This is a genomic window from Cupriavidus sp. GW822-FHT03E04 (assembly GCF_058801495.1).
This window is the reverse complement of sequence record NZ_JBXANI010000011.1, coordinates 24,860-47,687: the sequence shown is the minus strand read 5'-3', so window position 1 is coordinate 47,687 and position 22,828 is coordinate 24,860. Positions and strand designations below refer to the sequence as shown.

The 22,828-nt window shown below is 64.0% G+C and carries 23 protein-coding genes and 2 pseudogenes; 11 read left to right on the top strand and 14 right to left on the bottom strand.

Going from position 1 to position 22,828, the window contains the following annotated elements; genetic code table 11:
* The first annotated feature begins 78 nt into the window (after positions 1-78).
* Genes AC1RQC_RS17165 through AC1RQC_RS17150 form a run of 4 tightly spaced genes read left to right on the top strand, consistent with a single transcriptional unit; the run spans position 79 to position 4,752 of the window.
* On the top strand, positions 79-2,184 hold the full coding sequence (locus AC1RQC_RS17165) for an FUSC family protein (protein ID WP_492884078.1): 2,106 nt from the start codon (positions 79-81) through the stop codon (positions 2,182-2,184).
* On the top strand, positions 2,178-2,390 hold the full coding sequence (locus tag AC1RQC_RS17160; RefSeq protein WP_492371750.1) for a DUF1656 domain-containing protein: 213 nt from the start codon (positions 2,178-2,180) through the stop codon (positions 2,388-2,390). The genes AC1RQC_RS17165 and AC1RQC_RS17160 overlap by 7 nt, the downstream gene beginning before the upstream one ends.
* Positions 2,387-3,304 (top strand): efflux RND transporter periplasmic adaptor subunit, encoded by a 918-nt coding sequence (locus AC1RQC_RS17155; RefSeq protein ID WP_492884076.1) that lies wholly within the window; start codon positions 2,387-2,389, stop codon positions 3,302-3,304. Before AC1RQC_RS17160 ends, AC1RQC_RS17155 begins: the two co-directional genes overlap by 4 nt.
* Positions 3,301-4,752 carry an efflux transporter outer membrane subunit gene (locus AC1RQC_RS17150; RefSeq protein ID WP_492371748.1) on the top strand — a complete coding sequence of 484 codons (1,452 nt, stop codon included), beginning with the start codon at positions 3,301-3,303 and terminating at the stop codon, positions 4,750-4,752. Before AC1RQC_RS17155 ends, AC1RQC_RS17150 begins: the two co-directional genes overlap by 4 nt.
* 134 nt (positions 4,753-4,886) lie before the next feature.
* Here the strand turns inward: AC1RQC_RS17150 and AC1RQC_RS17145 are convergent, their stop codons facing one another.
* The 5 genes from AC1RQC_RS17145 to AC1RQC_RS17125 all read right to left on the bottom strand — a co-directional run bounded on the left by AC1RQC_RS17145 (position 4,887) and on the right by AC1RQC_RS17125 (position 9,746).
* On the bottom strand, positions 4,887-5,138 hold the full coding sequence (locus AC1RQC_RS17145; protein WP_492371747.1) for a hypothetical protein: 252 nt from the start codon (positions 5,136-5,138) through the stop codon (positions 4,887-4,889).
* Positions 5,135-6,421 (bottom strand): pyridoxal phosphate-dependent decarboxylase family protein, encoded by a 1,287-nt coding sequence (locus AC1RQC_RS17140; RefSeq protein ID WP_492884074.1) that lies wholly within the window; start codon positions 6,419-6,421, stop codon positions 5,135-5,137. The genes AC1RQC_RS17145 and AC1RQC_RS17140 overlap by 4 nt, the downstream gene beginning before the upstream one ends.
* Positions 6,422-6,978: 557 nt before the next feature.
* Positions 6,979-7,638 carry a response regulator gene (locus AC1RQC_RS17135; RefSeq protein ID WP_492371745.1) on the bottom strand — a complete coding sequence of 220 codons (660 nt, stop codon included), beginning with the start codon at positions 7,636-7,638 and terminating at the stop codon, positions 6,979-6,981.
* Positions 7,625-9,289 carry an MASE1 domain-containing protein gene (locus AC1RQC_RS17130; protein ID WP_492371744.1) on the bottom strand — a complete coding sequence of 555 codons (1,665 nt, stop codon included), beginning with the start codon at positions 9,287-9,289 and terminating at the stop codon, positions 7,625-7,627. Before AC1RQC_RS17130 ends, AC1RQC_RS17135 begins: the two co-directional genes overlap by 14 nt.
* A gap of 181 nt (positions 9,290-9,470) precedes the next feature.
* Positions 9,471-9,746, bottom strand: coding sequence for a hypothetical protein (locus AC1RQC_RS17125; RefSeq protein WP_492371743.1), 276 nt, complete (start codon positions 9,744-9,746; stop codon positions 9,471-9,473).
* 130 nt (positions 9,747-9,876) lie between these two features.
* On the opposite strand from AC1RQC_RS17125, the gene AC1RQC_RS17120 reads away from it, so the two are divergent.
* Positions 9,877-10,170 carry a hypothetical protein gene (locus tag AC1RQC_RS17120; protein ID WP_492371742.1) on the top strand — a complete coding sequence of 98 codons (294 nt, stop codon included), beginning with the start codon at positions 9,877-9,879 and terminating at the stop codon, positions 10,168-10,170.
* A 235-nt stretch (positions 10,171-10,405) separates the two neighbouring features.
* Positions 10,406-10,555 (top strand): annotated as a pseudogene (locus AC1RQC_RS17115) (IS5/IS1182 family transposase); the annotation flags it as partial.
* Positions 10,556-10,851: 296 nt separating this feature from the next.
* Here AC1RQC_RS17115 and AC1RQC_RS17110 read toward each other — a convergent pair.
* The gene (locus tag AC1RQC_RS17110) at positions 10,852-11,778 is read right to left on the bottom strand and encodes a LysR family transcriptional regulator (RefSeq protein ID WP_492884072.1); all 927 of its coding nucleotides are present in this window, start codon (positions 11,776-11,778) and stop codon (positions 10,852-10,854) included.
* A gap of 159 nt (positions 11,779-11,937) precedes the next feature.
* On the opposite strand from AC1RQC_RS17110, the gene AC1RQC_RS17105 reads away from it, so the two are divergent.
* Entirely contained in the window at positions 11,938-12,855 is a 918-nt protein-coding gene (locus tag AC1RQC_RS17105) for a pyridoxal-phosphate dependent enzyme (protein ID WP_492371845.1), read from the top strand.
* A 28-nt stretch (positions 12,856-12,883) separates the two neighbouring features.
* On the opposite strand, the gene AC1RQC_RS17100 is transcribed toward AC1RQC_RS17105, so the two are convergent.
* Together AC1RQC_RS17100 and AC1RQC_RS17095 are read right to left on the bottom strand one after the other, a co-directional pair.
* Positions 12,884-14,194: an MFS family transporter gene (locus AC1RQC_RS17100; protein ID WP_492830715.1), complete on the bottom strand. Its 1,311-nt coding sequence runs from the start codon at positions 14,192-14,194 to the stop codon at positions 12,884-12,886.
* 100 nt (positions 14,195-14,294) lie between these two features.
* Positions 14,295-14,540, bottom strand: coding sequence for a hypothetical protein (locus AC1RQC_RS17095; protein ID WP_492884070.1), 246 nt, complete (start codon positions 14,538-14,540; stop codon positions 14,295-14,297).
* A gap of 76 nt (positions 14,541-14,616) precedes the next feature.
* On the opposite strand from AC1RQC_RS17095, the gene AC1RQC_RS17090 reads away from it, so the two are divergent.
* Together AC1RQC_RS17090 and AC1RQC_RS17085 are read left to right on the top strand one after the other, a co-directional pair.
* Positions 14,617-14,967 carry a hypothetical protein gene (locus tag AC1RQC_RS17090; protein WP_492371738.1) on the top strand — a complete coding sequence of 117 codons (351 nt, stop codon included), beginning with the start codon at positions 14,617-14,619 and terminating at the stop codon, positions 14,965-14,967.
* A gap of 126 nt (positions 14,968-15,093) precedes the next feature.
* Positions 15,094-15,294, top strand: a complete 201-nt coding sequence (locus AC1RQC_RS17085) for a hypothetical protein (protein WP_492371737.1) — start codon at positions 15,094-15,096, stop codon at positions 15,292-15,294.
* A gap of 43 nt (positions 15,295-15,337) precedes the next feature.
* Here AC1RQC_RS17085 and AC1RQC_RS17080 read toward each other — a convergent pair.
* The 4 genes and pseudogenes from AC1RQC_RS17080 to AC1RQC_RS17065 all read right to left on the bottom strand — a co-directional run.
* Positions 15,338-15,599: pseudogene (locus AC1RQC_RS17080) on the bottom strand (glycine cleavage T C-terminal barrel domain-containing protein); the annotation flags it as partial.
* A 91-nt stretch (positions 15,600-15,690) separates the two neighbouring features.
* Positions 15,691-16,122: a VOC family protein gene (locus AC1RQC_RS17075; protein WP_492371736.1), complete on the bottom strand. Its 432-nt coding sequence runs from the start codon at positions 16,120-16,122 to the stop codon at positions 15,691-15,693.
* Between the two features lie 34 nt (positions 16,123-16,156).
* Complete coding sequence (locus tag AC1RQC_RS17070) at positions 16,157-16,219, bottom strand: hypothetical protein (RefSeq protein WP_370565984.1); 63 nt, start codon at positions 16,217-16,219, stop codon at positions 16,157-16,159.
* Entirely contained in the window at positions 16,191-16,445 is a 255-nt protein-coding gene (locus AC1RQC_RS17065; RefSeq protein WP_492371851.1) for a hypothetical protein, read from the bottom strand. The genes AC1RQC_RS17070 and AC1RQC_RS17065 overlap by 29 nt, the downstream gene beginning before the upstream one ends.
* A gap of 115 nt (positions 16,446-16,560) precedes the next feature.
* Here AC1RQC_RS17065 and AC1RQC_RS17060 point away from each other — a divergent pair, with 115 nt between their 5' ends.
* Both AC1RQC_RS17060 and AC1RQC_RS17055 read left to right on the top strand, forming a co-directional pair.
* On the top strand, positions 16,561-17,334 hold the full coding sequence (locus AC1RQC_RS17060) for a TetR/AcrR family transcriptional regulator (RefSeq protein ID WP_492371735.1): 774 nt from the start codon (positions 16,561-16,563) through the stop codon (positions 17,332-17,334).
* A gap of 300 nt (positions 17,335-17,634) precedes the next feature.
* Positions 17,635-18,678, top strand: coding sequence for a patatin-like phospholipase family protein (locus AC1RQC_RS17055; RefSeq protein WP_492371734.1), 1,044 nt, complete (start codon positions 17,635-17,637; stop codon positions 18,676-18,678).
* On the opposite strand, the gene AC1RQC_RS17050 is transcribed toward AC1RQC_RS17055, so the two are convergent.
* Complete coding sequence (locus AC1RQC_RS17050; RefSeq protein WP_492371733.1) at positions 18,659-19,306, bottom strand: HD domain-containing protein; 648 nt, start codon at positions 19,304-19,306, stop codon at positions 18,659-18,661. The two genes, AC1RQC_RS17055 and AC1RQC_RS17050, sit on opposite strands and share 20 nt — an antisense overlap.
* A complete protein-coding gene (locus AC1RQC_RS17045; protein ID WP_492830719.1) occupies positions 19,303-22,767 on the bottom strand; it encodes an adenylate/guanylate cyclase domain-containing protein in 3,465 nt (1,154 codons plus the stop codon). The genes AC1RQC_RS17050 and AC1RQC_RS17045 overlap by 4 nt, the downstream gene beginning before the upstream one ends.
* Between the last annotated feature and the right edge of the window lie 61 nt (positions 22,768-22,828).

The window sequence follows — 22,828 nt, the reverse complement described above, 5'->3', positions numbered from 1 at the left end:
CAATTTTAAATCATGTGAGGAATGTCTGCCAGTTGGCTACACTTCGGGCCTACGCTCTTTCCAATGGATATTCGCGTCATGGCTAGCTGGCCCAGCGCACGACAGTGGCTCTTTTCACTGAAGGCGTTTGCCGCCTCGATGCTAGCGCTCTATATCGCGCTCGCGCTGGGTTTGCCCCGCCCTTACTGGGCCATGGCAACCGTCTATTTTGTTTCTCACCCGCTGACCGGCGCCACCCGCTCCAAGGCCGCTTATCGCGTGGCGGGCACGGTGCTTGGCGCGACGGCCGCGGTGGTCACGGTGCCCTTGCTGGTCAATGCGCCGGTGTTGCTGATGGCCGCGATCGCCCTGTGGACGGGAGGCTTGCTCTATTTCTCGCTGCTGCAGCGCACGCCGCGCAGCTATGTCTTCCTGCTGGCCGCCTATACGCTGCCGATCGTGGCGCTGCCGGCGGTCAGCGAGCCGGCGCAAGTCTTCGACATCGCCGTGGCGCGCATCGAGGAGATCGTCATCGGCATCCTGTGCGCCGGCATGGTGGGCGCCATCGTCTTCCCGGCCAAGGTAGCGCCCGCGCTGCGCGCCCGCTCCGCCACCTGGCTGGCCGACGCGGCATTGTGGGCCACCGACATGTTGTCCGCCGATCCTGATGCCAATGCCACGCGCCACGGCAGCCGCCACCGGCTGGCCGCCGACATCCTCGCGCTGGACCAGCTCATCACCCAGCTCTCCTACGACACGGAAAGCGCGCACACGCTGCGCCACGCCCGCGCCTTGCGCGAGCGGATGACGATGCTGCTGCCCGTGCTGTCCTCGCTGGCCGGCGTGCTGCAGGCATTGCGGCGCCACGCCGAGGGCATACCCGATAGCCTGGCGCGCCATATGGCCGCCATGTCTGCGTGGATTCGCGCGGGCTTCGACGGCCCGGCGCCCGCGCTGGAGCCGGAAGCGCTCCCGTGGGCGGACTATGCGCGCGCGCCGGGCTGGCATGGCGGGCTGGTCGCCACCGCCAACGATCAGCTGCGCACGCTGGCCGCGCTGTGCGAAGACTGCCACGCCCTGCAGCATGGCATTGGCGACCAGGCGGCCAGCGCCGCCGCGCCCTCCGTGCGCGCGCTTGGGCGCGGCGCCGAGCGCGCGGACCGGGCGCATCACCACGATCACGCCATGCTGCTGTTCTATGCCTGCTCCACCAGCCTGGCGGTGTTTTGCGCGGGCATGCTTTGGATCGCCTCGGGATGGGAGGACGGCGCGGGATCGGTCGCGGTGGCGTCCATCGCCTGCTGCTTCTTTGCCACCATCGAGGAGCCCCGGCCGGTCGCGCATTCGTTCTTGCGCTGGAGCGGATTCTGCTTTGCCGTATCGTCGTTCTACCTGTTCCTGGTGGTGCCGAACGCGCACAACTTCGAAACCCTGGTGGGTATGCTGGCGTTGCCCTACATGGGTATCGGCATGCTGATATCGCGGCCCGGCTTCAACCTGATCGCCATGCTGCTGTCGGTCAATACGGCGTCGTTCGCCAATGTGCAGAGCGTCTACGACACGAATTTCCTGACCACCTTCAACGGCAGCCTGGCCAGCATTGGCGGCATGCTGTTCGCGCCTTTGTGGGCCATGGCGACGCGGCCGTTCGGCGCGCGCGTGGCGGCGCACCGGCTGATCCGCGCGAGCTGGAAGGACCTGGCGCAAGCCGCCACGCGGCGCGAGCCGGACGAACACGCCCGGCTCGGCGGCCGCATGCTGGACCGGCTCAGCCAACTGGTGCCACGACTTGCGGCCAGCGATGACAAGATGGCTTCGGATGGCTTTGCCGAGTTGCAGGTCGGGTTTGGCGCGCTGGCGCTGCAGCGCAGCCTGCCCGGGCAGCGCCCGGCCGCGCGCCGCGCCGTGGCCAGGGTGCTCAACGCGGTTGCCTTGCATTTCCGCGCGCGCCTGAAGGCCGGCCACGCGATGGCGCCGCCGGATGCGCTATCCGAGCGGATCGACAAGGCGCTGCGCGAGGTGGCCATGCAAAGCGGCGCGTCGCAAAGTCCCGGCGAGCATGCGCGCAGTGCGCTGGGCGCGCTGATTGCGTTGCGGGTCACGCTGTATCCGACGCAGGCGCAGGCACTGCCGCAAGCCGCGGCGCCGCAGGTGCAGTTGTCGCGGGCCGTGCCAATCCCGTTACGCGCGGAGCCCCGATGCTAAGCGCGGAAATCGATCTCTACGGCGTCTTCGTGCCCGGCTTGCTGGCGTTGATGCTCCTCACCTTCGTCATCACCGCCTGCCTGCGTGCGGCCCTTGCGCGCGCAGGCTTTTACCGGCTGGTCTGGCACCGGTCGCTTTTTAATCTGGCTCTTTACGTCATCGTGCTGGGTGGCGTGGCCGCCATGGCCCGCTGGCCGCAATCATGAAATTCAAGTTCCGTTTGCTGGTCCCCGTGATGTTGACGCTGCTGGCCACCGTGGCCGCGCTCTTTGTCGGCAAGCATCTGTGGGATTACTACACCGTGGCGCCATGGACGCGCGACGGCCACGTGCGGGCCGACGTGGTGCAGGTTGCGCCGGATGTCTCGGGGCTGGTGACGCAGATACTCGTCAAGGACAACCAGCGCGTGCGGCGCGGGCAGGTGCTGTTCGTGATCGACCAGGACCGCTACCAGCTGGCGTTGCAGCAGGCCATGGCGGGTGCCGCCGCGCAGCGCGCCACGCTGGCGCAGGCGCGCCGGGAGGCCATCCGCAGCCACGCCTTGTCCGAGGTGGTTGCCACCGAGGTGGTGGAAGAAGGGCAGGCGCGGGTGCAGCAGGGCGAGGCAGCGCTGGCGCAAGCGGAGGCGGCGGTGGCGCTGGCCAGGCTCAACCTCGCCCGCACCCGGGTGGCCAGCCCGGTGGATGGTTTTCTCAACGACCGCCTGCCGCGCCTGGGCGACTACGTGGCTACGGGCCGGCCGGTATTGTCGATGGTCGACCTGAACTCCTTCCACGTCGAAGGCTATTTCGAGGAAACCAAGCTGGGGGGCATCCGCATCGGCAACCCGGTCTCCGTGCGCATCATGGGCGAGCGCACGATCCTGCACGGCCATGTGCAGAGCATCGCCGCCGGCATCGAGGACCGCGACCGCAGCAATGGCGCCAACCTGTTGCCCAATGTGAACCCCACGTTCAACTGGGTGCGGCTGGCGCAGCGTGTGCCGGTGCGCATCGCGCTGGATGACGTGCCGGCGGATGTGCGGCTGGTGTCGGGCCGCACGGCGACGGTCTCCGTGGCCCAGCCGCGCAAGACCATCGCCGTGCTGCGCGACGAGACCACGGAGGAGGGCGCGCAATGAGCAAGCTCAGCCTTGCCCTGCTGCCAGCACTGGCCCCGTTGCTGTTCGCCTGCACCACCGTGGGCCCTGACTACCACGTGCCGGAGCAGGCGGCCGTGCGTGCGCCCGAGGCCAACGGCCCCTTGCTCGGCACGGAGGGCCCGGCCGTCTCGGTGGCGCCGGTCCCGGACGACTGGTGGCGCCTGTACGACGACCCCAAGCTCGATGCACTGGTGCAGCAGGCGCTCAGCGCCAATACCAGCCTGCGCGTGGCCGCCGCCAACCTGCGCCGGGCGGTGGCGGCCTATCACGAGGTGGAAGCGGAGAACCTGCCGCAGGCGGCCTTCTCCGCCAAGGCCGAACGCGCGCAGATCGCGGGCGAGAGCTTCCTGCTCAAGGAGAAGGTGCCGGTCTTCAACCTGGGCGATGTCGGCTTCTCGGTGTCGTATCTGGTGGACTTCTTCGGCAAGCTGGCCCGCGCCGACGAGGCCGCGCTGGCCAGCGCGCAGGCAAGCCAGGCCGCGCTGGACATGGCGCGCGTGAGCGTGGTCGCGCAAACCGTGCGCGCCTATGTGCAGGGTTGCGCCGCCACGCACGAGCTGGCGGTGGCGCAGCAGCAGCTCGCGCTGCAGACGCGCGGCGTGGAGATCGCCGGCAAGATGGTAGCCGCCGGCCGTGGCCAGCCTGCCGACATGCTGCGCGCCCGCGCGCAGGCCGAGACCTTGCGCGCGGCATTGCCGCGTTTCAAGGCGCAGAAGGAGGGCGCGGCCTACCGGCTCGCCGTCATGCTGGGCCAGCCGCCGGCAGCGTTGCCGCAAGCCGTATCCGAATGTCATGAGGAGCCGACGCTGCGCCAGGCGATGCCTGTTGGCGACGGTGCCGCGCTGCTCAAGCGCCGCCCCGATATCCGCCAGGCGGAGCGCGAGCTTGCAGCGGCCACGGCGAAGATTGGCGTGGCCACCGCCGATCTCTATCCCTCGGTCCGCATCGGTGCGTCGGCCGGCCTGAGCGGCATCCTGAGCGATCTCGGCACCGGCCCGACCGCGCATTGGGGCATGGGCCCGCTGATCACCTGGAACCTGCCCACCAATGGCGTGCGCCCGCGCATCCACGGCATGGAGGCTGGCGCGGACGCGGCACTCGCCCGCTTCGACGGCGTGGTGCTCAAGGCGCTGGAGGAGACGCAGAGTGCGCTAAGCGCCTACACGCGCGAGCTGGAGCGCAACCAGTCCTTGCGCGTGGCGCGCGACGATGCCAATGAGGTTGCACGCCAGCACCGGCTGCTGTACCAGTCCGGCCGCGTGCCGTATTTGTCCAGCCTGGATGCCGACCGCACGCTTGCCGGGGCCGAGGCAGCACTGGCGGCGTCGGACAGCCAGGTGGCCCTCAACCAGATCAACCTGTTCCTGGCGCTGGGCGGCGGCTGGCAGAACAGCCCGAAGGTGGCAGAGCGTGCCCCGATGGAATAGGGTTTGACAAAGACTACCCTCCTCTTGTCTGCGGCACGGAAATGCGTACTCTCCGCAGAATCTGCTCTGTCGAGTGCTCGGGATGCTTAGCGGAATCCTTCATTTGCTGGAACTTTTACCCGAACATAGCTCAGTCAGCGCGTTTCCATACGATTTTCCGGGTTCCGCCCGTTGCCACCAATAGTTAAGTATCCCTCTGGTGCAGGGCCGTAAGGCTCCGATGGCTTGTCTGCGTCAATACTCCTGACCGACACCAACGTCCAGCCACCAATGAGTTGCTGTCTCAACGAGCTGGACTTTTCCGCCACAGAGCATGACAACATCACTGGCAGCAGAATGCTCACCAGCCATACGATGCCGTGACGTTTGGCAATGAATGTCGTCATAGCGTTTTCCGTGAGCATCTGAACGTTGAACTGACTTGTCGCCAGCACGCTATGATCGAATCGGCGGAACGATCGATATCCTCTTCGGTCGTCGCCCAGGAAATGACAGAGAAGCGCATCACAAGACGATCATGCCAGGTAGCCTCGGCAACGTAGCAAGTCCCTGCAGCCTGGATGTTTTCGATGGTGGCCCTCGTCAAATGATCACGGCGCTCAAGTGGCTCCCCCACGCCGAACTGTACGACAAACTGATTCAGCTCCACCTGATTGAGTACCGACACACCGGCTTCGGATGTCAGGCGCTTCGCCATGCGTCTGGCGAAAAGACAGTGCCGTTCGATCATTGCTGCAATGCCACGCCGTCCGAACGCGCGGATAAGTGCCCAGGTCGCGAAGCCGCGCGCACGTCTTGAAAGTTCGGGTACGTAGTGAAAGGGCTCCCTGCATTCCCCGCCTGCTGTCGGCAGATAGCTCGCTTCGTACGCCATCGCGCGCCGATGGGCATCCGAGTCCCGGACGATCGCGTACCCACAATCGTAGGGTGTCTGAAGCCACTTGTGGCCATCGGTCGCCCAGGAGTCCGCTTGCTCAACGCCCGCGGTCAACTGGGCTAACGCCGGGCACGCGCGCGCCCACAAGCCAAACGCACCGTCGACGTGAAGCCATCCACCATAGCGATGAACGACGTCCGCAATTTCATTGAACGGATCGAATGCACCTGTGTTGATTTGACCGGCCTGCGCGATGACGATGAGCGGCCCGCCGCACAATGCCAACGCACTGGACAGGGCGGGAACCAACATGCGGCCTGCATCATCCGTCGGGATTCGCATGACACGATCGTGGCCAAGTCCCAGATAGCGCAACACGGCAAAGATCGCGGCATGCGCATCGTTGCCGATGCATACATCGACCGGCGGCGCGCCGAACAAGCCATCTGCGTCGGCATTCCAGCCCGCCAGGCGCAATACTTTGCTCCTCGCCGCAGCGAGGCAAACGAAACTTGCCATCGTCGCACCCGTCGTGAAGCCTATCGAGCAGTCCGTGGGTAGCGCTAGCAAATCCAGAAGCCATGCTGACGCGACTTGCTCGGCGACGGCACCTGCGGGGGACCCGTGGTAGCTCCCACTGTTCTGCCCCCACATACTTGTCATCCAATCGACCGCAACGCCGACTGGATGAGAGCCTCCCATGACCTTTGCAAAGAACCGAGGCCCTGCCGCCCCCATGAGGCCGGCATCTACCCCTGCGGCCAGTTGCTTGATGACTTCGGTAGCTGTCACCCCCTCTTCCGGCGTTGGTACGTACAACGCCGCCCACAATTCTTCGAAGCTAGCTGTCGCCGCGGGGTTTCGGGACGCGCGGGAGTCATGAAAAGCGAGGGCCCGCGAATACGCCTGATCGAATGCGGCGCGAAACTCGTCTGTCATGGTGCCCCCCCTTGCGCGTCAAGCCTTTTATTTATAGCCGCTGGGGAATGCAAATTATAGGCAATTCTGCCCGCCAGGAATGTTGGGTATTGGCCGATGCAGCCGCCCAATCCGGCGACCGCTTTCGACCGAGGCACGGTCAGTTGACAGCCAATAGCGAATGACGTTTCCCGACTGCGGATTCAACCGGTCGAGCCGTCAGAAGTTCAACGGCAGGTTTGAACCCCACACCGGACACGTTCGAGAGGGAGACGCACACGTGCCTTGCTTCGTTTCGTCCATCTGGCCTGATATTTGTTAGACATTGGCGCAGCACCTGCCATCGGCGCCGTTACCGAAGTGATCGTCCTCCTGAAAAAAAATGCTTAAAGGTCTCCGGGGGGGGCTTATTCGGTGCGGCGGACTCCGCCTTACTGGCCCTCGATCCACTGAATGGCGAAGCGCATCAGCTCCTTGCCGCTAGGAATATCCAGCTTTTCCTTAATGTTGGCCTGATGTGCCTCGATGGTCTTGACGCTCCGACTCAGTTTCTCGGCGATCTCGCGGGTGCTGAAGCCGAGTCCGATCAGGTGCAGGACCTCGAACTCCCGTTCCGAAAGGCTCGCGATTGAGCCCGCCGGAATCTTCTGGGGAACCGTCAGAGTCCGCGCCAGCTTTTCATGCATTGCGGCGCTCAGGTAGATATTGCCCGCCAGCACCTCGCGGATGGCGTTCATAATCTGCTCTGTGGCCTCGAGTTTCATCAGGTACCCGTTTGCTCCGGCCCGCAGCGCGCGTTCGGCAAACAGGGTTTCGTCATGCATGCTGAGGATGAGGATTGCCAGCTTTGGATAGTGTTGCCGGAGCGTCTTGACAAGATCCAGACCGGAGTTCGAGTGCAGACTGAGGTCCACAATGGCCATATCAGGCTGGCAGGCCATCACCGCCAGGGCATCTTCGGCACTGCCGGCCGCACAGCAGACGTGCAGATCCTCATGCAGATTCAGCAAGTGTGTTAACCCCTCCCGGACGATGGGATGGTCATCCACGATCAGGATCTGAGTCGCGTGGCCCGGGCTAGATGGCTTCATGTCCCGGACTCTCTGGTATCGGATAGCTGATGGCAACCGTGGTGCCGCCCAAAGCATTGCGGGTGACCATGCAAGAGCCGCCCAGGAGGCTCGCCCGGTGGCGCAGGCTGTGAAGTCCCAGTCCCGAAGCACGCTCCATTTGTTCCAGATCGACCCCCATCCCGTCGTCACTGATGGAAAGCCTCTGCATGCCGCCGTCGCGCTCCAGGTCGATCCAAATGTGGCGGCCCTGGCTATATTTCAGCGCGTTATTGACGGCTTCCTGTGCCGCACGGTAAAGGTTAATCTGCATCGGCGGATCCAGTAAGTCCACATTTGACTCGATGCGGAGCGTGCAGCCTATGCCATTCAGCGCGCGGGTCGTCTGCGCCAGCCCTTGCAAGGCGACCGTGAGGCCACCAGATTCCATGGCGACCGGGTCCAGGCCATGGGCAATCTTGCGGGTCATCAAGGACGCCTGCTTCACCAATTCGACGATGGTAGCCGCCTTCGCGGCGGCTGGGTGGCTATGCTTCTGTAGTTCTTGATTCAAGGTGGCGCAATAGAAGCCCAAGCTGGTGAGGTGCTGCCCGAGGCCGTCATGCAGTTCTCGGCCGATGAGTCTTTGCTGCTGATCGCCGAATCGGATCAGTTCTGCTTCCAATAGACGACGTCGCGCCATCTCCTGCTTCAGTTCATGGTTTGCTAGCTGCAAGTCCTGGGTTCGCTCTTGCACGCGTCGTTCCAACTCGACATGGGATGCCAGCAGGAGGCTATGGATGCGCTTTTCCTGAGCATGTGCCGCCACCAGCAGCAGTCCGGTTACTGCCACGACATTCGCGAAGGCGCACCATCTCACGAGGCTATCGACCGGAGATTCAGCGGCAAAGGGACCGGTGCCATTCGTGGTGCCCCAGATGGCCACGATTGAGGCCAGCAAGGTTAGGAGGCTGGTGCCCAAGTGATCGAAGCGCAGAGCCGCCCAGATAATGAACGGAAAAATCGCCAGGGCTGCCGGATAGTAGCTGTGCCCGGCAAGTTCGGTGGCGCCGAAAATGACGTAACTCACCCAGAAGATCGCAACGGTCAGTCCGCACGCTTCCACGGCCTGCTTTGCGGAGCGGATAGGGCTCGGATACGTGAACAAGCTGAGCAGCGGCGGGGCCACCACGAGCACCCCCATCATGTCACCGAGCCACCATTTCACAAAGGCCGCGCCGTACTCGGCCACTGACACCAAGCCCCCTCCAAAGAGGGCGGTCGCACCGATCAGCGCACTCACTGCCGTGCTGACCGTCGCAGCCAGGATGATGAAAGCTAACACATCCTTGATGCGGTCCAGGGTGTTCTGGAATCGGGCTACCCGCTTTAACAATAATGCAGCCGTCAAGGCAGCAGTCGTCGCGCCCAGGCCAATCACCGCGGCCACTGGCAGGGGCACCCCCGCCGACATGTTGGCCAAAATGGAACCAATGGCAATGCCGGGGGCAACGGCGAAGCCCATAACGAGCAGCGCAACGAGGGCGATGCCGCTGGAAGGCCACACCAGGGACACCGCACCGCCCACTACCGCATAAGCAAGTCCCAGCTTTGCACCTGCGTAGTACGCCAATGCGACAAATCCGGTGTGAACGAAGAGGCTAAGCCTCGAGTTGCTCGGAATGATGACCATGGTTCGCTTCAAATTCTGGGGACAGTCCCTGCCACATCCAGCCGTTTTCTCGTTAGCCGCAGTGACAATACGCTTGCGAAAGTTGGTGTCCGATGCACCTGTGGCAAATCACTAGTTTGCCCCGAATCGGTGCTAGGCGAAGTGCTGGGACGATCCGTTGAATTCACCCTATGAATCTACGTCAGAACTCTCCTGTGCGGTAAGCGTAGCCGATGGATTCGATGAGATACAGCCCGGGTTGGACGCCAGATTCCGTATGAGCGCGAGCATTGTCGTGCCGGGTTTCGGGTCCTCGGCCAGAATCCAGGCGCAGTTGGCCCTTGGCACCCGGATGCGGTCGACGTCGTATCACCCGCAGATTGCTCAGGACAGATAGCACATGCAGTTGCGCATGGGCGAACGGATCGCTCCCCTCGCCATGCAGCAATGTACGCGGCTGCGTGACATCGTTGACCATGGCTGCCGTGCCCAATAGGGCAATCCCCTAGGCCCTTTTCGGAAGAAGACCTTATTCATGCGCTTGCCTTCAGCGCATACATTGGAGTCGTACAAAGTGGCGGCACTGGAGCGAAAAGGAATGCGTTTCGGTGTTCTTGCAACCACCTGAAAAGGAGGTGAAAGAAATGGTAAAAACAGTCTTACTGCTCGCTGCGGCGGGTGCGGCGCTTGGCGCCGGCGTAGCCTATGCCGGCATCGGGGCGCGAGATGTCTACACCGACGGCGCCAGTGTGTTGGGGCCGCGAGACCCATACTCAGATGGGGGGATGAGCACAAAGTTTGATGTCTATTCAGATGGGGCGAGAGTCACAGATAGACGAGACGTATTCACCGATGGCGCGAGAATCACCAACCGCGATGGGCTGGTTGAGGACAGCATGTAAGCAATGGCAGAAGGGTCCGCAAAAGAACACGTCGTCAGCGCTCAGCGTTCACCGCCGCGAATCAAGCATCTCCCCCGAATAACAGCCTCGGGGGATTCCTTTTTTTACAGCGCCCCCCCCCGCCGGAGACAGGTCAAACCAGCAGACCGCTAGCGTTTGCGGCGTGCCTATTTCGTCAGTTACTGCACCAAGCTGTTGCAGGACTGAAACAGCTTGTGCGGTGAGCCAAGCCACTTGTGGCTCCGGAATGAGTTGCTGGCGACTGCTGCACGCGTGGCAGAAGCCCGGCGTTTGGGATCGTCTCCACCAAGTGTTGTTGGCCATGTTACGTGCGGTGGATAGCATCGACGGGTCACGTGTGATCGCCGATTCCTCTTCCGTTCGTGTATGACTGCTTGATGAAAATCGCAAGCCTTCGTATTACCGCATGATTCCGCTAGAGGAAGGAAGCGGCTACGTGCCATACCCGCTTGCGCAGAAGCAGAATGGACGCAGGCAAGTTCTGATTCTTCCTGGGGGCGCGCAAATCTCGCAAGCCATGTGCGACACGCAGCAGGTGGTGGCGGACACCTGGAGTCACCGGCGTATGGTTGCCGAGAGAGCCTGGAGGTTTTTACGATCTGTATTCCTCCGGGGTAGGCAGAGCACAGGATCAGCGAGGCACACTGAGTGGCTGCGGCCCTATGGCTTGCCGCGTGCGTGTTTTGCCTTGGTGCAGGTGACATGCCGGACCGATTCGATAAAGCGTTGCACGCGTGGCGAGCGGTGCGCTGCCGAATATACGAACTCGATATCGACACCATCGGTCAGGTCGGCCAGCGCGATGAAGGCGATGGTGGGCGGCGCGTGCAGTTGTGAGCTGGCGGGCACCAGCGCGCAGCCCATGCCGGCGGCGACCAGCCCCAGGATGGTTGGCGTGTCGGTGCCGATCTGGACGATATGCGGCGTGAACCCGGCCTTGGCGCACGCCGCAATCAGCAGGCTGTGCTGCGCGCTCGACTTCTCGCGGTTGAACCACACAAAGCGTTCGCCGGCGATGTCGGCCAGCCGCCGCGCGCGCTTCGCCGGCGAGACATGCTGCGCCGGCACGGCCAGCACAAAGCGCTCCCGGTACAGGGCGATGCCGCTCAGGCTGGCATCGTCCGGCGTGCGCCAGGCCATGATGCCGCCGTCCAGCTCTTCGCCGCGGATTGCCTGTGCCTGCTGCAATGACAACAGCGGCTCGATGGAGAGCAGGATCTCCGGGTTGTGCTCCCGGAAGTGCGCAAGAATCGCCAGCGTCACCGGCGAGGCCAGGTAGCTGGGCATGATGCCGAGCGAAAAGGAGCCGGTCTGGCCCTGTGCAATGCGATAGGCCCGGTCGCGTGCCTGTTCCAGCTGCAGCAGCGACTGCTTCGCGTCGTGCAGCAAGCTGGTGCCGGCATCGGTGAGTTGCACGCCCTTGGCATGCCGCTCGAACAACGGGGCGCCGATCACCCCCTCCAGATCCTGGATCTGCCGCGACAAGGCCGGCTGCGTGATGTTCAGCGCCCGGGATGCCGCGATGATGCTGCCTTCTTCCGCGACGGCGATGAAGTAGCGCAAGTGCCGCGTTTCGATGTTTCGCATGCTCTGCCAGTTGCCCTCTGAATATTGCCATGCCTTGCAAGTATAGCCTTCGGGATTGATAGGCATTTGACCGCATAGGCGGCAGGCTTCTAACATTCAAGGTTCTTCATGCCAGAACCAAGAAGCGCCACCATGCCCCATGCTGAAAAAGCCCTGCCCGTGAGCCTGCACATCGTCACCCCGCTGCTGCGATCCACGTCCTACTCGGCACGGCTGGGGCGCTCGGTGTGGTTCAAGATGGAGGCCTTGCAGCCCCCGGGCTCGTTCAAGGCGCGCGGCGTCGGCCATGCATGCCAGACCTACAAGGAGTGGGGCGCAAAACGCTTCGTGTGCTCGTCGGGCGGTAATGCGGGCATTGCCGTCGCCTACAGCGGGCGGCTGCTTGGCGTGCCGGTGACCGTCGTCGTGCCCGAGACCACCTCGGCCGCGGCGCGAGAGCGTATCGCGGCCGAAGGCGCCGATCTGGTCGTGCACGGACGCGCATGGAGCGAGGCCAACGATCACGCGCTTTCGCTGATGCGCCCGGAGTATGCGTTTATCCATCCGTTTGACGATCCCCTGCTGTGGGAAGGCCACGCGACGATGATCGACGAGGTGGCCGCCGCCGGCGTCAAGCCGGGCGCGGTGCTGCTATCGGTAGGCGGGGGCGGCTTGCTGTGCGGCGTGCTGGCCGGGCTGGAACGCAATGGCTGGCACGATGTGCCCGTCATCGCGGCCGAGACCGTTGGCGCGGATTCCTACGCCGCTTCGCTGGCGGCCGGCGCGCAGGTCGAGCTGCCCGCCATCACGAGCATCGCGACCTCGCTGGGTGCCAAGAGCCCTTGCGCCAAATCGCTCGAGTGGTCAAAACTGCATCCGATCGTCAGCGAGGTGGTCACGGACAAGGAGGCGGTGGGCGCGTGCCTGCGTTTTTTGGCCGAGCACCGGATCGTGGTGGAGCCGGCATGCGGCGCGGCGCTGGCCGCGCTGGAGCGCAAGCCTGCCGCGGTGACGGCGGCGAGCGACGTGCTGGTCATCGTCTGCGGCGGCGCCGGTGCCACGGCCGAACAGCTGCAGGCCTGGGATCGCGCCGCCTGACCGAAGCCCGGTGTATGGCCCTGGCGCCTCAATACTCGTGGCGCAGGTGCCTGGCCTGGCGCGGCAGGCGCAGGCTGACCCCGAACGCCAGCGCCATCATCGCCGTCACATACCAGTAGAACACCGATTGATGGCCGGCTGACTTCAGCGCCAGCGCCACGTACTCGGCCGAGCCGCCAAAGATCGCATTGGAGATCGCGTACGCAAGCCCCACGCCCAATGCGCGCACTTCCGGGGGAAACATCTCCGCCTTCACGATGCCGCTGATCGATGTGTAGAGACTCACGATTGCCAGTGCGATCGAGATCAGCACGAAGGCCGCGAGCGGCCTGGAGACAATCTGCAGGGCGCTCAGGAGCGGCACGGTGGCAACCGTCCCCAGCGCGCCAAAGGCAAGCATATTGCTGCGCCGGCCCATGCGATCGGACAATGCGCCAAACAGCGGCTGCATGCACATATAGACAAAGAGGCAGCCGGTCATCACCGTGCTTGCCGTCTTGATGGACATGCCGGCGGAGTTCACCAGGTACTTCTGCATATACGTGGTGAACGTGTAGAAGATCAGCGAGCCACCGGCGGTATAGCCCAGTACGGTAAGGAACGCCGCCTTGTGATGCCGGAACAGCGCGGCGAGGCTGCCTGCCTCCTTGTTGCCGCGCGTAGCCGCGGATGACGTTTCGCGCAGCGTGCGGCGCAATGCCAGTGCCACCACGGCGGTGAGCGCGCCGATCACAAACGGAACGCGCCAGCCCCAGCTCCGCAGCTGCGCCTCATCCAGCAGTTGCTGAAGCACCACCACCACCAGCACGGCCAGCAACTGGCCACCGATCAGCGTGACGTACTGGAACGATGAGAAGAACCCGCGCCGCCCCTTGAGCGCGATCTCGCTCATGTACGTGGCCGTGGTGCCATATTCCCCGCCGACCGACAAGCCTTGCAGCAGCCGCGCCAGCAACAGCAGCGCGGGCGCCCAGTTGCCAATGGCGCCGTAGGTGGGCAGGCAAGCGATCAGCAGCGAGCCGAAGCACATCATCAGCACCGAGATCAGCATCGAGTTCTTGCGTCCGTGGCGGTCCGCAATCCGCCCGAACAGCCAGCCGCCGATCGGCCGCATCAGGAAGCCCGCGGCGAAAACGCCGGCGGTATTCAGCAGTTGCGCAGTGGGGTCGGACTTGGGGAAGAACGAGGGGGCGAAGTAGATGGCGCAGAACGCGTAGACGTAGAAGTCGAACCACTCGACCAGGTTGCCGGAGGATGCGGCAACGATGGCGTAGATGCGCTTGCGGATGTCTTCAGGGGAGGGCCGCTGGAGCGGTGCAGGGCGAGGAGAGTCTGTCATTCGGGGGCGGCCGGGAGTGTTCTGTTTCTTGTGATGGCAGTCTGGGGCCAGGGGAAGGGCGTGCAGAGTGTACCCATGCCATACGCGCGGACAACATGATTTAAAGTCGCGCGGGCCAGTCGGGTTTTGCATGCGCCGATGCGGCCATGGCGCGATCCATCACCGTACACGCGCGGCTCGTGCGGTTTTGTGTTGTGAAAAATTCGACTGGAAGTGAGACGTTTAATTCATCCCAGGAATGATTCGCCGTGGCTACACTGTGTGCTTGTACCGCGCTGCTCAACGCATCGAACGCATCGAACGCATCGAACACGCGGTGCAGATCAAAAGGCGAAACAGACGACATGCGGGACGCAAGAATCCGCCTATCCCGCTCCACACCCAGTGGAAAGTGCCGCCCAATCTGGAATTAAGCAGCAATCATGAATAAGAAGCGCTTCACGACCCTTGTTTCCGCAGCCGCCTTCGGCGTCTGCCTCCTGGCCGCAACGCAAGCCGGTGCAACGGGTCCGAAAGATAGCACCAACGCCGGCGACAAGTACGGCTACGCACTCCACAATGGCAAGCGCGACCCCTTCACCGACGGTGCCCGCGTTGGCGACCGCCGCGATCCCTTCACCGATGGCGCTCGCGTTGGCGACCGTCGCGACCCGTTCACGGACGGCGCGCACGGCAGCGCAGCTGCGGCACTGAACCTCGCCGGGCGCGACCTGACCGGCGTGTCGGCCCCGCCGGCGCATGGCGCGGCTGACAACCGCCAGGCCAGCGCCTGATACAGCGCTGCCGGTCCGGCCCCGGGACCCCTCCACCCACGGCCGGACCGGCAAGTATGCAAATATCAAGATCCTCCACGCATTGCCATTGCCATTGCCATTGCCAATTCTGTCTCAAGACAAATCATGAAAACCATCGTGCTGGCGCTGCTGAGCGTCACGACCCTCGCTGCCTCGCTGCCCGCCTTTGCCGGTCCCGACTGGAGCGTTATCGAACGCGCGCGCGCCCAGAAGCAGGCGCAGGCAAAGCAGCAAGCGCAGACGCCTTGCGCACTGAAGTCCAACCAGGCAACGGCCACGTCCGGCCCCGACGGCAAGCAAGGCTGAGCCTTACCGTTATCGCTAGTTATCGCTCCCCCGTGGGCCGGCTCTGCAGCAGCGCCAAGCCCACCGGGCAACCGAGCGTATGCCCGAAGGCCGCCGAGGTGACAAAGCCCGCCGGGCGCACCGCGCCGCCGCCGCTTCAGCAGTGCCTCGCGGCCACGGAACGGGATCGGCTTGTCGAGCTTGCAGGCGAAGGATAGCCCCGCCTCGAAGGGGTTGATGTCGGTGGTCAGCTCGCAGCTCCAGGCGCGGTAGCCTTTCTCGATGCGCAGGGATTCGATGGCGTAGTAGCCGGCGTTGGCCAGGCCAATAAAAGACACAATATGCAGCATAACGAGCAATGAAAAAAGCCACGCCGGAATGACCGGCGTGGCTTGGCTCAGTCTGATGCAGCGCGGCTCAGGACTCCAGGACGATGACCATCCACATCAAGCCGAAGCGGTCGGCCGTCATGCCAAAGCGTGGCGAATAGAAGGTCTTGCCCAGTGGCATCATCACCTGGCCGCCCTCGGCCAGGGCGTTGAACACGCGGTCGGCGCTGGCCACATCGGGCACGGTCACGGACAGCGAGAAGCCCTGGAAATCGGGCTTGCCCGTGCACCGGCCATCGGACATCATCACCGTGGTCTCGCCGATGCGCATGGACATGTGCATGATCTTCTCTTCGGTGCCGGCCGCGGGCGCGCAAGCGCCTTCGGGCGGGGGAGACTCCGGCGGAGGCGCCTCCTTGAAGCGCATCATCATGACCACCTCGGCGCCGACGGCGCGCTTGTAGAACTCAGCCGCCTCCTCGCAACGGCCTTCAAAGAACAGATAGGGTTGGACTAGCATCTTGTCTCCTTTCCACTTCCAGGGTTGAAACGCGTCAGGGGTTGAAACTCACCGGCATCGATGCGTGCTCATGCACTACCAGCCATCGGCCAGCGATCTTGCGAAAACAAATGGTGGCGCGCACCCAGGGTCCGCAAGTGCGCGGGCGGCGCCACATCGAAGATGACCACGTCTTCAGCATAGTTGCGCATCATGGCAACGGCGTCTTTCGCGCGCATGGCGTTGACCCAGGTGTCGACCAGGGCACGCACTTCGGCTTCGCTGGCAAGGTGCGAAGAGGACGAGGGCGAGGGCGACGAGGGGGACGATGTGGAGTTTGCCATCCTTGCTCCTTGAGCGACGGGGGGCCGCAGGGTCATGGCGACGATCCGGTCAATCATTGTGTACACTGTCCACTACAATAGTAAAGAAAATGGACGCTGTCCACATGGTGAGGAAATGACCGGCGCAAAGCGCTCTTCAAGTATCCCGCGCACCACGCGCATCGCGAGCCCAACGGATTCGGCCGACGCCGGCGGCACTGCCGTTCCCGCCGTTCCCGCGGATGCGGCGGCAGCCACCACCCCAGCGCTACGCAGCACCTACCGGCACGGCGACCTGCGCCGCGCGTTGCTGGAAGCCGGCATGGAGCTGGCGCGCGATGGTGGCCCGGATGCGGTCGTGTTGCGCGAGGCCACCCGGCGCGCCGGGGTCGTGCCCAATGCCGCCTACCGCCACTTCGCCGGCCGCCAGGACTTGCTGCAGGCGGTACGCGCCGCTGCGCTGGCGTCGCTGGCGCAGGCCATCGAGGCTCAACTCGCCGCGCTGGACGCCAGCGCGGCGCCCGCGGACTTCGCGCGCGCCAGCCTGCGCGCGGTCGGCACCGGCTACATGCAGTTCGCGCTCGCCGAGCCCGGCCTGTTCCGCACGGCATTCTCGGTGCCGGACGAACTGGAAGGCGTGCCGGTCCCTGACAAGGCGGGCGACAGCGGCCTCAACCCCTACCAACTGCTCGGCGCGGCGCTGGACCGGATGATGGAGGCCGGCGTGCTGTCCGCCGCGCGCCGTCCCGGCGCCGAATACCTCGCGTGGTCCGCCGTGCATGGCTTGTCGATGCTGGTCATCGACGGGCCGCTGCGCATGGTGGCGATGTCGCCAGGGCAGGCACACCAGATCGGGCAGCGGTTGCTGGATATGGTGGAGAAGGGGCTGCAGGCGGCCGATGAGCTGTGACCGGTAACCGGTAACGCGCCGGGATTGCCTCGCGCATTGGCGCAGCTTGTCCGTTCCCGACCTGAAAGCGGCGCGACGCCAGCGTATCCGGCGCAGCAGTCCTTTCCCTCCTCCGGGAACCAAGTGCTAAGAAGCCCTAACAAAATGCGCATCAAGGTGTTAACTTCAAATATCTTTTGTTAGCCTTTGCGTTGCTTCGCGCGCAAAGGACGTGGCCAAACCAATACTTGACGACGGACCGTGGGCGCTTATCCAGCCACCGCTATCGCCGGCTTGTCAGGGATGGAAGGGGAGCATCGCATGAGTCCTGACAATGGGGAACAGAATGGGGAACAGAAAGCTGTGGCCCTTGCATTGCAGGGCGGTGGCATGCATGGCGCGTTTACATGGGGGGTCCTCGACCGGCTGCTCGAGGACGGGCGACTCGGCATCGAGGGCGTCAGCGCGACGAGTGCGGGCGCCATGAATGCCGCCGTGCTGGCTTACGGGCTGTTGCAGGGAGGGCGCGACGGCGCGCGCCAGGCGCTGCATGACTTCTGGCTCGCTATCGCCCAATCGGCTGAACGATACAGTCCATTGCGCTGGGTGCCGTGGATCAAGGGGACACACACCCTGGGCCTGGACCATTCTCCGCTGTATGCGATGGCCGACATCGTTCTGCGTCTCCTGTCGCCATACCAGTTCAATCCCAACAACATGAACCCGCTGCGGGATGTGTTGGCGAAGCAGGTAGATTTCGAAGCGTTGCGCCAGCGCTGCCCCATTCATCTTTACCTGTGCGCGACCAATATCGAGACCGGAAGGATACGCATCTTTTCAGGCGAGGACCTGTGCATCGACGCGGTACTGGCATCAGCCTGTGTGCCAACGCTGTTCCAGGCAGTGGCCATCGATGGCCAGCACTATTGGGACGGCGGCTATGTTGGCAACCCGGCAATTTTCCCGCTGATTTATCACTGCAATACCCACGACGTCGTGATCGTGCACATCAACCCGATCGTGCGCCGTGGCGTGCCGACCACGGCCGCGGACATTCTCAATCGCGTCAGCGAAGTCAGCTTTAACTCATCCCTCATCCGAGAGATGCGCGCCATCGCATTCGTGACTTCGCTGATCCAGCAAGGCAAGATCGACCGGAGCGAAATGAAGGAGATGATGATCCACTCGATCCGGTCGGATGAGACGATGGCCGCGCTGGGCGTGTCGAGCAAGTACAACGCTGACTGGGCCTTCCTTTGTTCGCTGCGTGACAAGGGAAGGACTGAGGCCGGGACGTGGCTGGAGGCGCACTACGACCACATTGGCCAGCGTTCGACCATCGATATCAGAGGGGAATTTCTTTGATGCAAGACGAGGCCCCGGATGCCGCCGGCTGCGCAAGCCGCCACGCCAGGTTGCGGCGTGCGCGCGCTTCATAGCGAGCATGGAACAGATCGGTGTGATAGATGCGAGGGCGATCAAGCAGGGCGCGCAGGAAAGCCCGTTCGGCGCAATCATAGGCAACCTCATCCAGGTCAGGACGCTCGGCCCGCAAGTGCGCGCCGTTCTGGCGAAAGCGCGCGCGGGCACAACCCAGCACGGCAAGGTCGATGTCGGCGGTAAATTGGCCTGCCAGATTCGCGGCCATGCCGGCATGTGAGGTGCACAGGATCATCCCGGCGATGCGCTCCGTTGCGGCAATCCGGCCTCCGGCCCAGTAGCGGAGCCACTCAACGCTGCGTTGCTCATTGTCTTGCGCCCCGGGAATATAGATGACGTCGTGGCACCAGAGCGCCAGCTCGACGGCGTCAGTATCGGGAATCGCGCTGCGCGCCCAGTCCAGATCGCGCAGGCAGCGGCGAACATGGTGGAGCGTGTGATAGTGCCGTGCCGGCTCGGCATAGCAGCGCGCAAGATCCGCATAGGCCTCGACAGCCTGCGTGCCGCCCGAACGCGACCACAGTGCCAGGAAGCGGGTTTGCATCTGAGTCATTCGGGAGAAGGCACCGGGGTCGTGCCATCCTGCCGCGTCAGATCATCCAGGAGGGCTTTGGCCTCTTGCCAGTCTGCGGTATCGGAGCCCTCGCGGAAGCTGCCATGGATTACCGCCAGCGCACGGCGCGCCGCGCTCAGCTTTCCTTGCCGGCGCCATAGGCCGGCCAGGCTCAGCACGGCTTGCAGTTCCAGTGACCGGGCACCCTGGTCGCGGGCGACCGCGATCGCTTTCTGAAAGCACGCTTCGGCTTCATCGCTGCCGGTGGGCGACAAGGGTGCCAGGCTTGACTGCCGGAGTATCAGTTCTCCCTTGAGGCGATACAGCGTCGCTTCGTCAAGCCGCTCTCCCGTCTCTTCTGCCAAGGCTTGCGCCTCGGCCAGCGCAGCTAGTCCGGCATGGATTTGCCCCGCCTTTCCGTAGGCATCCGCGAGCAGGGCCAGAAGATTTGGCTGTCCCAGCGCTGCGCCGGTCTCCTGATAGGCGGCCAGGCCCCGCTGTATCTGGGCTATCCCCTCCGCATGATTCCCCTGTTCGGCAAGCACCCAGCCAAGCAGGACGGTTCCCCACGCCAGGTAGATCGGGAATCCCTGCTCGCACGAGACCGCGATGGCGGCCTCAGCGTACTCGCGGGTCAGTTGCACCTCCCTGCGGCACAGGTGCACTTCAGCCGCAAAGACAAGGCAAAGTGCGAGGTTAAAGGCGTCCGGGCGTGTCCTGGCCATCGCCAGGGCCTCCTGGCTGCGCGTGCGGGCCTGATCCGGCATGCCGAGGTACCACAGGATCCAGCCCAATGTGCTCGTGGCGTGGACGGCCGGATCCCGCCCGTATCCGAGGAGAAAGTCATACACGGGCGGGTCCGGGCGCTGCAATGCCAGCACCTGTTCTATATGGTCGCGGGCCATGTCCAGCTTGCCAAGGCGGAACACCGTGGCGCCGATCGCGCGATGCGCCTCGGCAAGCTGCTTAGGCTTCTGCGTTTCCAGGGCGAGGCCAAGCAACCGTTCCCCAAGGGGGTGTGCAATCTCGTACTGCGCACGCAGCTGATAAAACGCCCACAGTCCGAGCTGAGCCGAGAAGGCGTATGGTGTTTGCCTCTCCTGCTCGCACAAGGCCAGCGCGCGCTTGTAGTTTGCCTCCACATCCGGGGAGGCCTGACCGCGAGCGGCCATCAGGGCCGGGCCGAGGGTGAGCAGCAGCGTGAGTTCCTGGCGCGTGCGTTCGGGGTTGTCCGGCATCCGCTTGAGCAGTTCGATGGCGGTACTCAGGTGCCGGATCGCTTCAGCCTGGGCCGAACGCTGGAGGGCCTGCTGGCCGGCACAGTGGAGGTAGGCAACAGCCTTTGGAATATTGCCACTACGGCTGTAGTGGTGCGCGAGCTCGCTGCAGTAGTCTTTCAGCCGACCATGGAAGAGGGCCTCGATGGCCTGGCCCGTACTCTCATGCAGCGCGCTGCGTCGCTCGGTGAGCAGCGAATTGCCGGCAACCTCCTGCGTCAGGGCGTGCTTGAAGGCGTACTCGATTTCCGGGAATGCGGGCCGCTCGTAAATGAAATCCGCCGCCTGCAGGTCGGCCAGAAGCGGGCGCAGCTTGTCTTCGGCCAGGCTGGTGACGTGCAGGATGAGACTCAATGGAAACTCCTTGCCGATTACGGCCAGGGTTTGCAGCAGTTCTTTCTGGGCGAGCGGGAGCCGGTCGATACGGGCCGCGAGCACGCCTTGGACGGTGGTCGGGATGTGCAGCAAGGCGGGCGCCTTCTCGATGCGGTAGCAGCCGGGCTGGCCGAGCAAGGCGGTCTCCTCGACCAGAGTCTGGACCACTTCCTCCATGAAAAACGGATTGCCTTCGGTCTTGTCCAGGATGCGTCGCTTCAGCGGCACCAGGCTGCGATCATCACCGAGCAGCGCGGTGAGCAGTCCCTGGGCTTCGGTCGGGCCCAATGGCTGCAGGCTCAGCTGGGCGTAGTTGTCTTTGGAGCCCCAGTCATGGGAATACTCCGGGCGGTAATTGACCAGCAGGATGATCCTTGCCCCCGGCACATGGTCGATAAGCAGATTGAGGAAGGCCTCGGTTTCGCTGTCCAGCCATTGCAGATCCTCGAAAATGACCTCGAGGGGCTGATTCAGGCTCTCGCGGACCAGCAGGCAAGCAATCGCTTCGAAGGTGCGTTGACGTCGGATCGAAGCGTCCATGGTCGGCAGTGCCGAGCCGGGTTCGATGCTCCCGAGCAGATAGAGCAAGTAGGGCAGATGACTTTCCAGGGAGCGCTCCAGCGTGAGCAGCCTGCCGGTCACCTTCTCGCGGCAGCTTCGGTCGCTGTCCTGTGCGGTGATCTGAAAGTAGTTCTTCAAGAGCTCGATCAACGGTAGATAGGCGAAGGCCTTGCCGTGCGAAACCGAGAAGGTCTCCAGCGCCAGGCAGTCCGCCTGCGATCTCGCTTTGAACTCATGGAACAGCCGGGATTTTCCGACCCCGGCCTCGCCAACCACCGCAACGACCTGCCCGCGGCCCGCCTTGGCCAGCGCCAGCGCGTTGTGCAACTGTTCCAATTCGGCCTGGCGGCCCACAAACCTGGCCAGGCCACGGTGCGCCGCGACTTGCAGGCGCGTGCGCATTGCCCCGAGGCCCATCACCTCATAGACCGCCAGCGCATCCCGGACGCCTTTGACATGTGTGGTGCCCAGGGCCTTGAACTCGAAATACCCCTCCGTCAGCTTATGGGTGGATTCGCTGACGAGGATGGACGCCGGCGTCGCGATACCTTCCATGCGCGAGGCGATGTGGATCGTATGCCCGACCGGATCGTAGTCCGTGTGCAAGTCATCCTTGCGAATCGAGCGCACCACGACCTCGCCCGTGTGGATGCCGATCCGGATCTGAAGCGGTATGCCTTGCTCCAGACGGACCCGGTCACTGTGCCGGCGCATCGCTTCCTGCATGCGCAGGGCTGCGTACAGGGCCCGCAGGGCATGGTCCTCGTGGGCAATGGGGGCGCCGAACAGCGCCAGGATGCCGTCGCCGAGGAACTTGGCCACGTAGCCTTCGTAGTGGTGCACGGCCTCCATCATCAGCGTCACCACGGGGTCGATGAGGCGGCGCGTTTCCTCGGGGTCCAGGTCCTGGGTCAAGGCCGTCGAGCCCGCCATATCGGCGAACAGGGCCGTGATGGTCTTGCGCTCACCGGCCGTTTCGCCCCGGGCCTCCATTGCCGCCTGCTCAGCCAGGATGCGCTCGGCCAGATGGGGAGGCGTGTAGTGGACAGGGGCCGGGACTGCTGGCCCGGAAGGCAGAGGCGATCCTGACGGGGAATCCATGAGCGGAACGCCACAGGCGCGGCAGAATTTGGCAATGGGGGTGGCCTCCGCGCCGCACTGCGGGCACATGCGCGCAAGCCGCGCCCCGCACGCCTCACAGAAGTTGGCGCCTGCGAGGTTCGCGTAGCCGCAATTCGTGCAGCGCATATCGCCCTCCTGCCGCCTCATCTTGAAACAGCCTCCAAATGATTAGACGCGCGATCGGCGC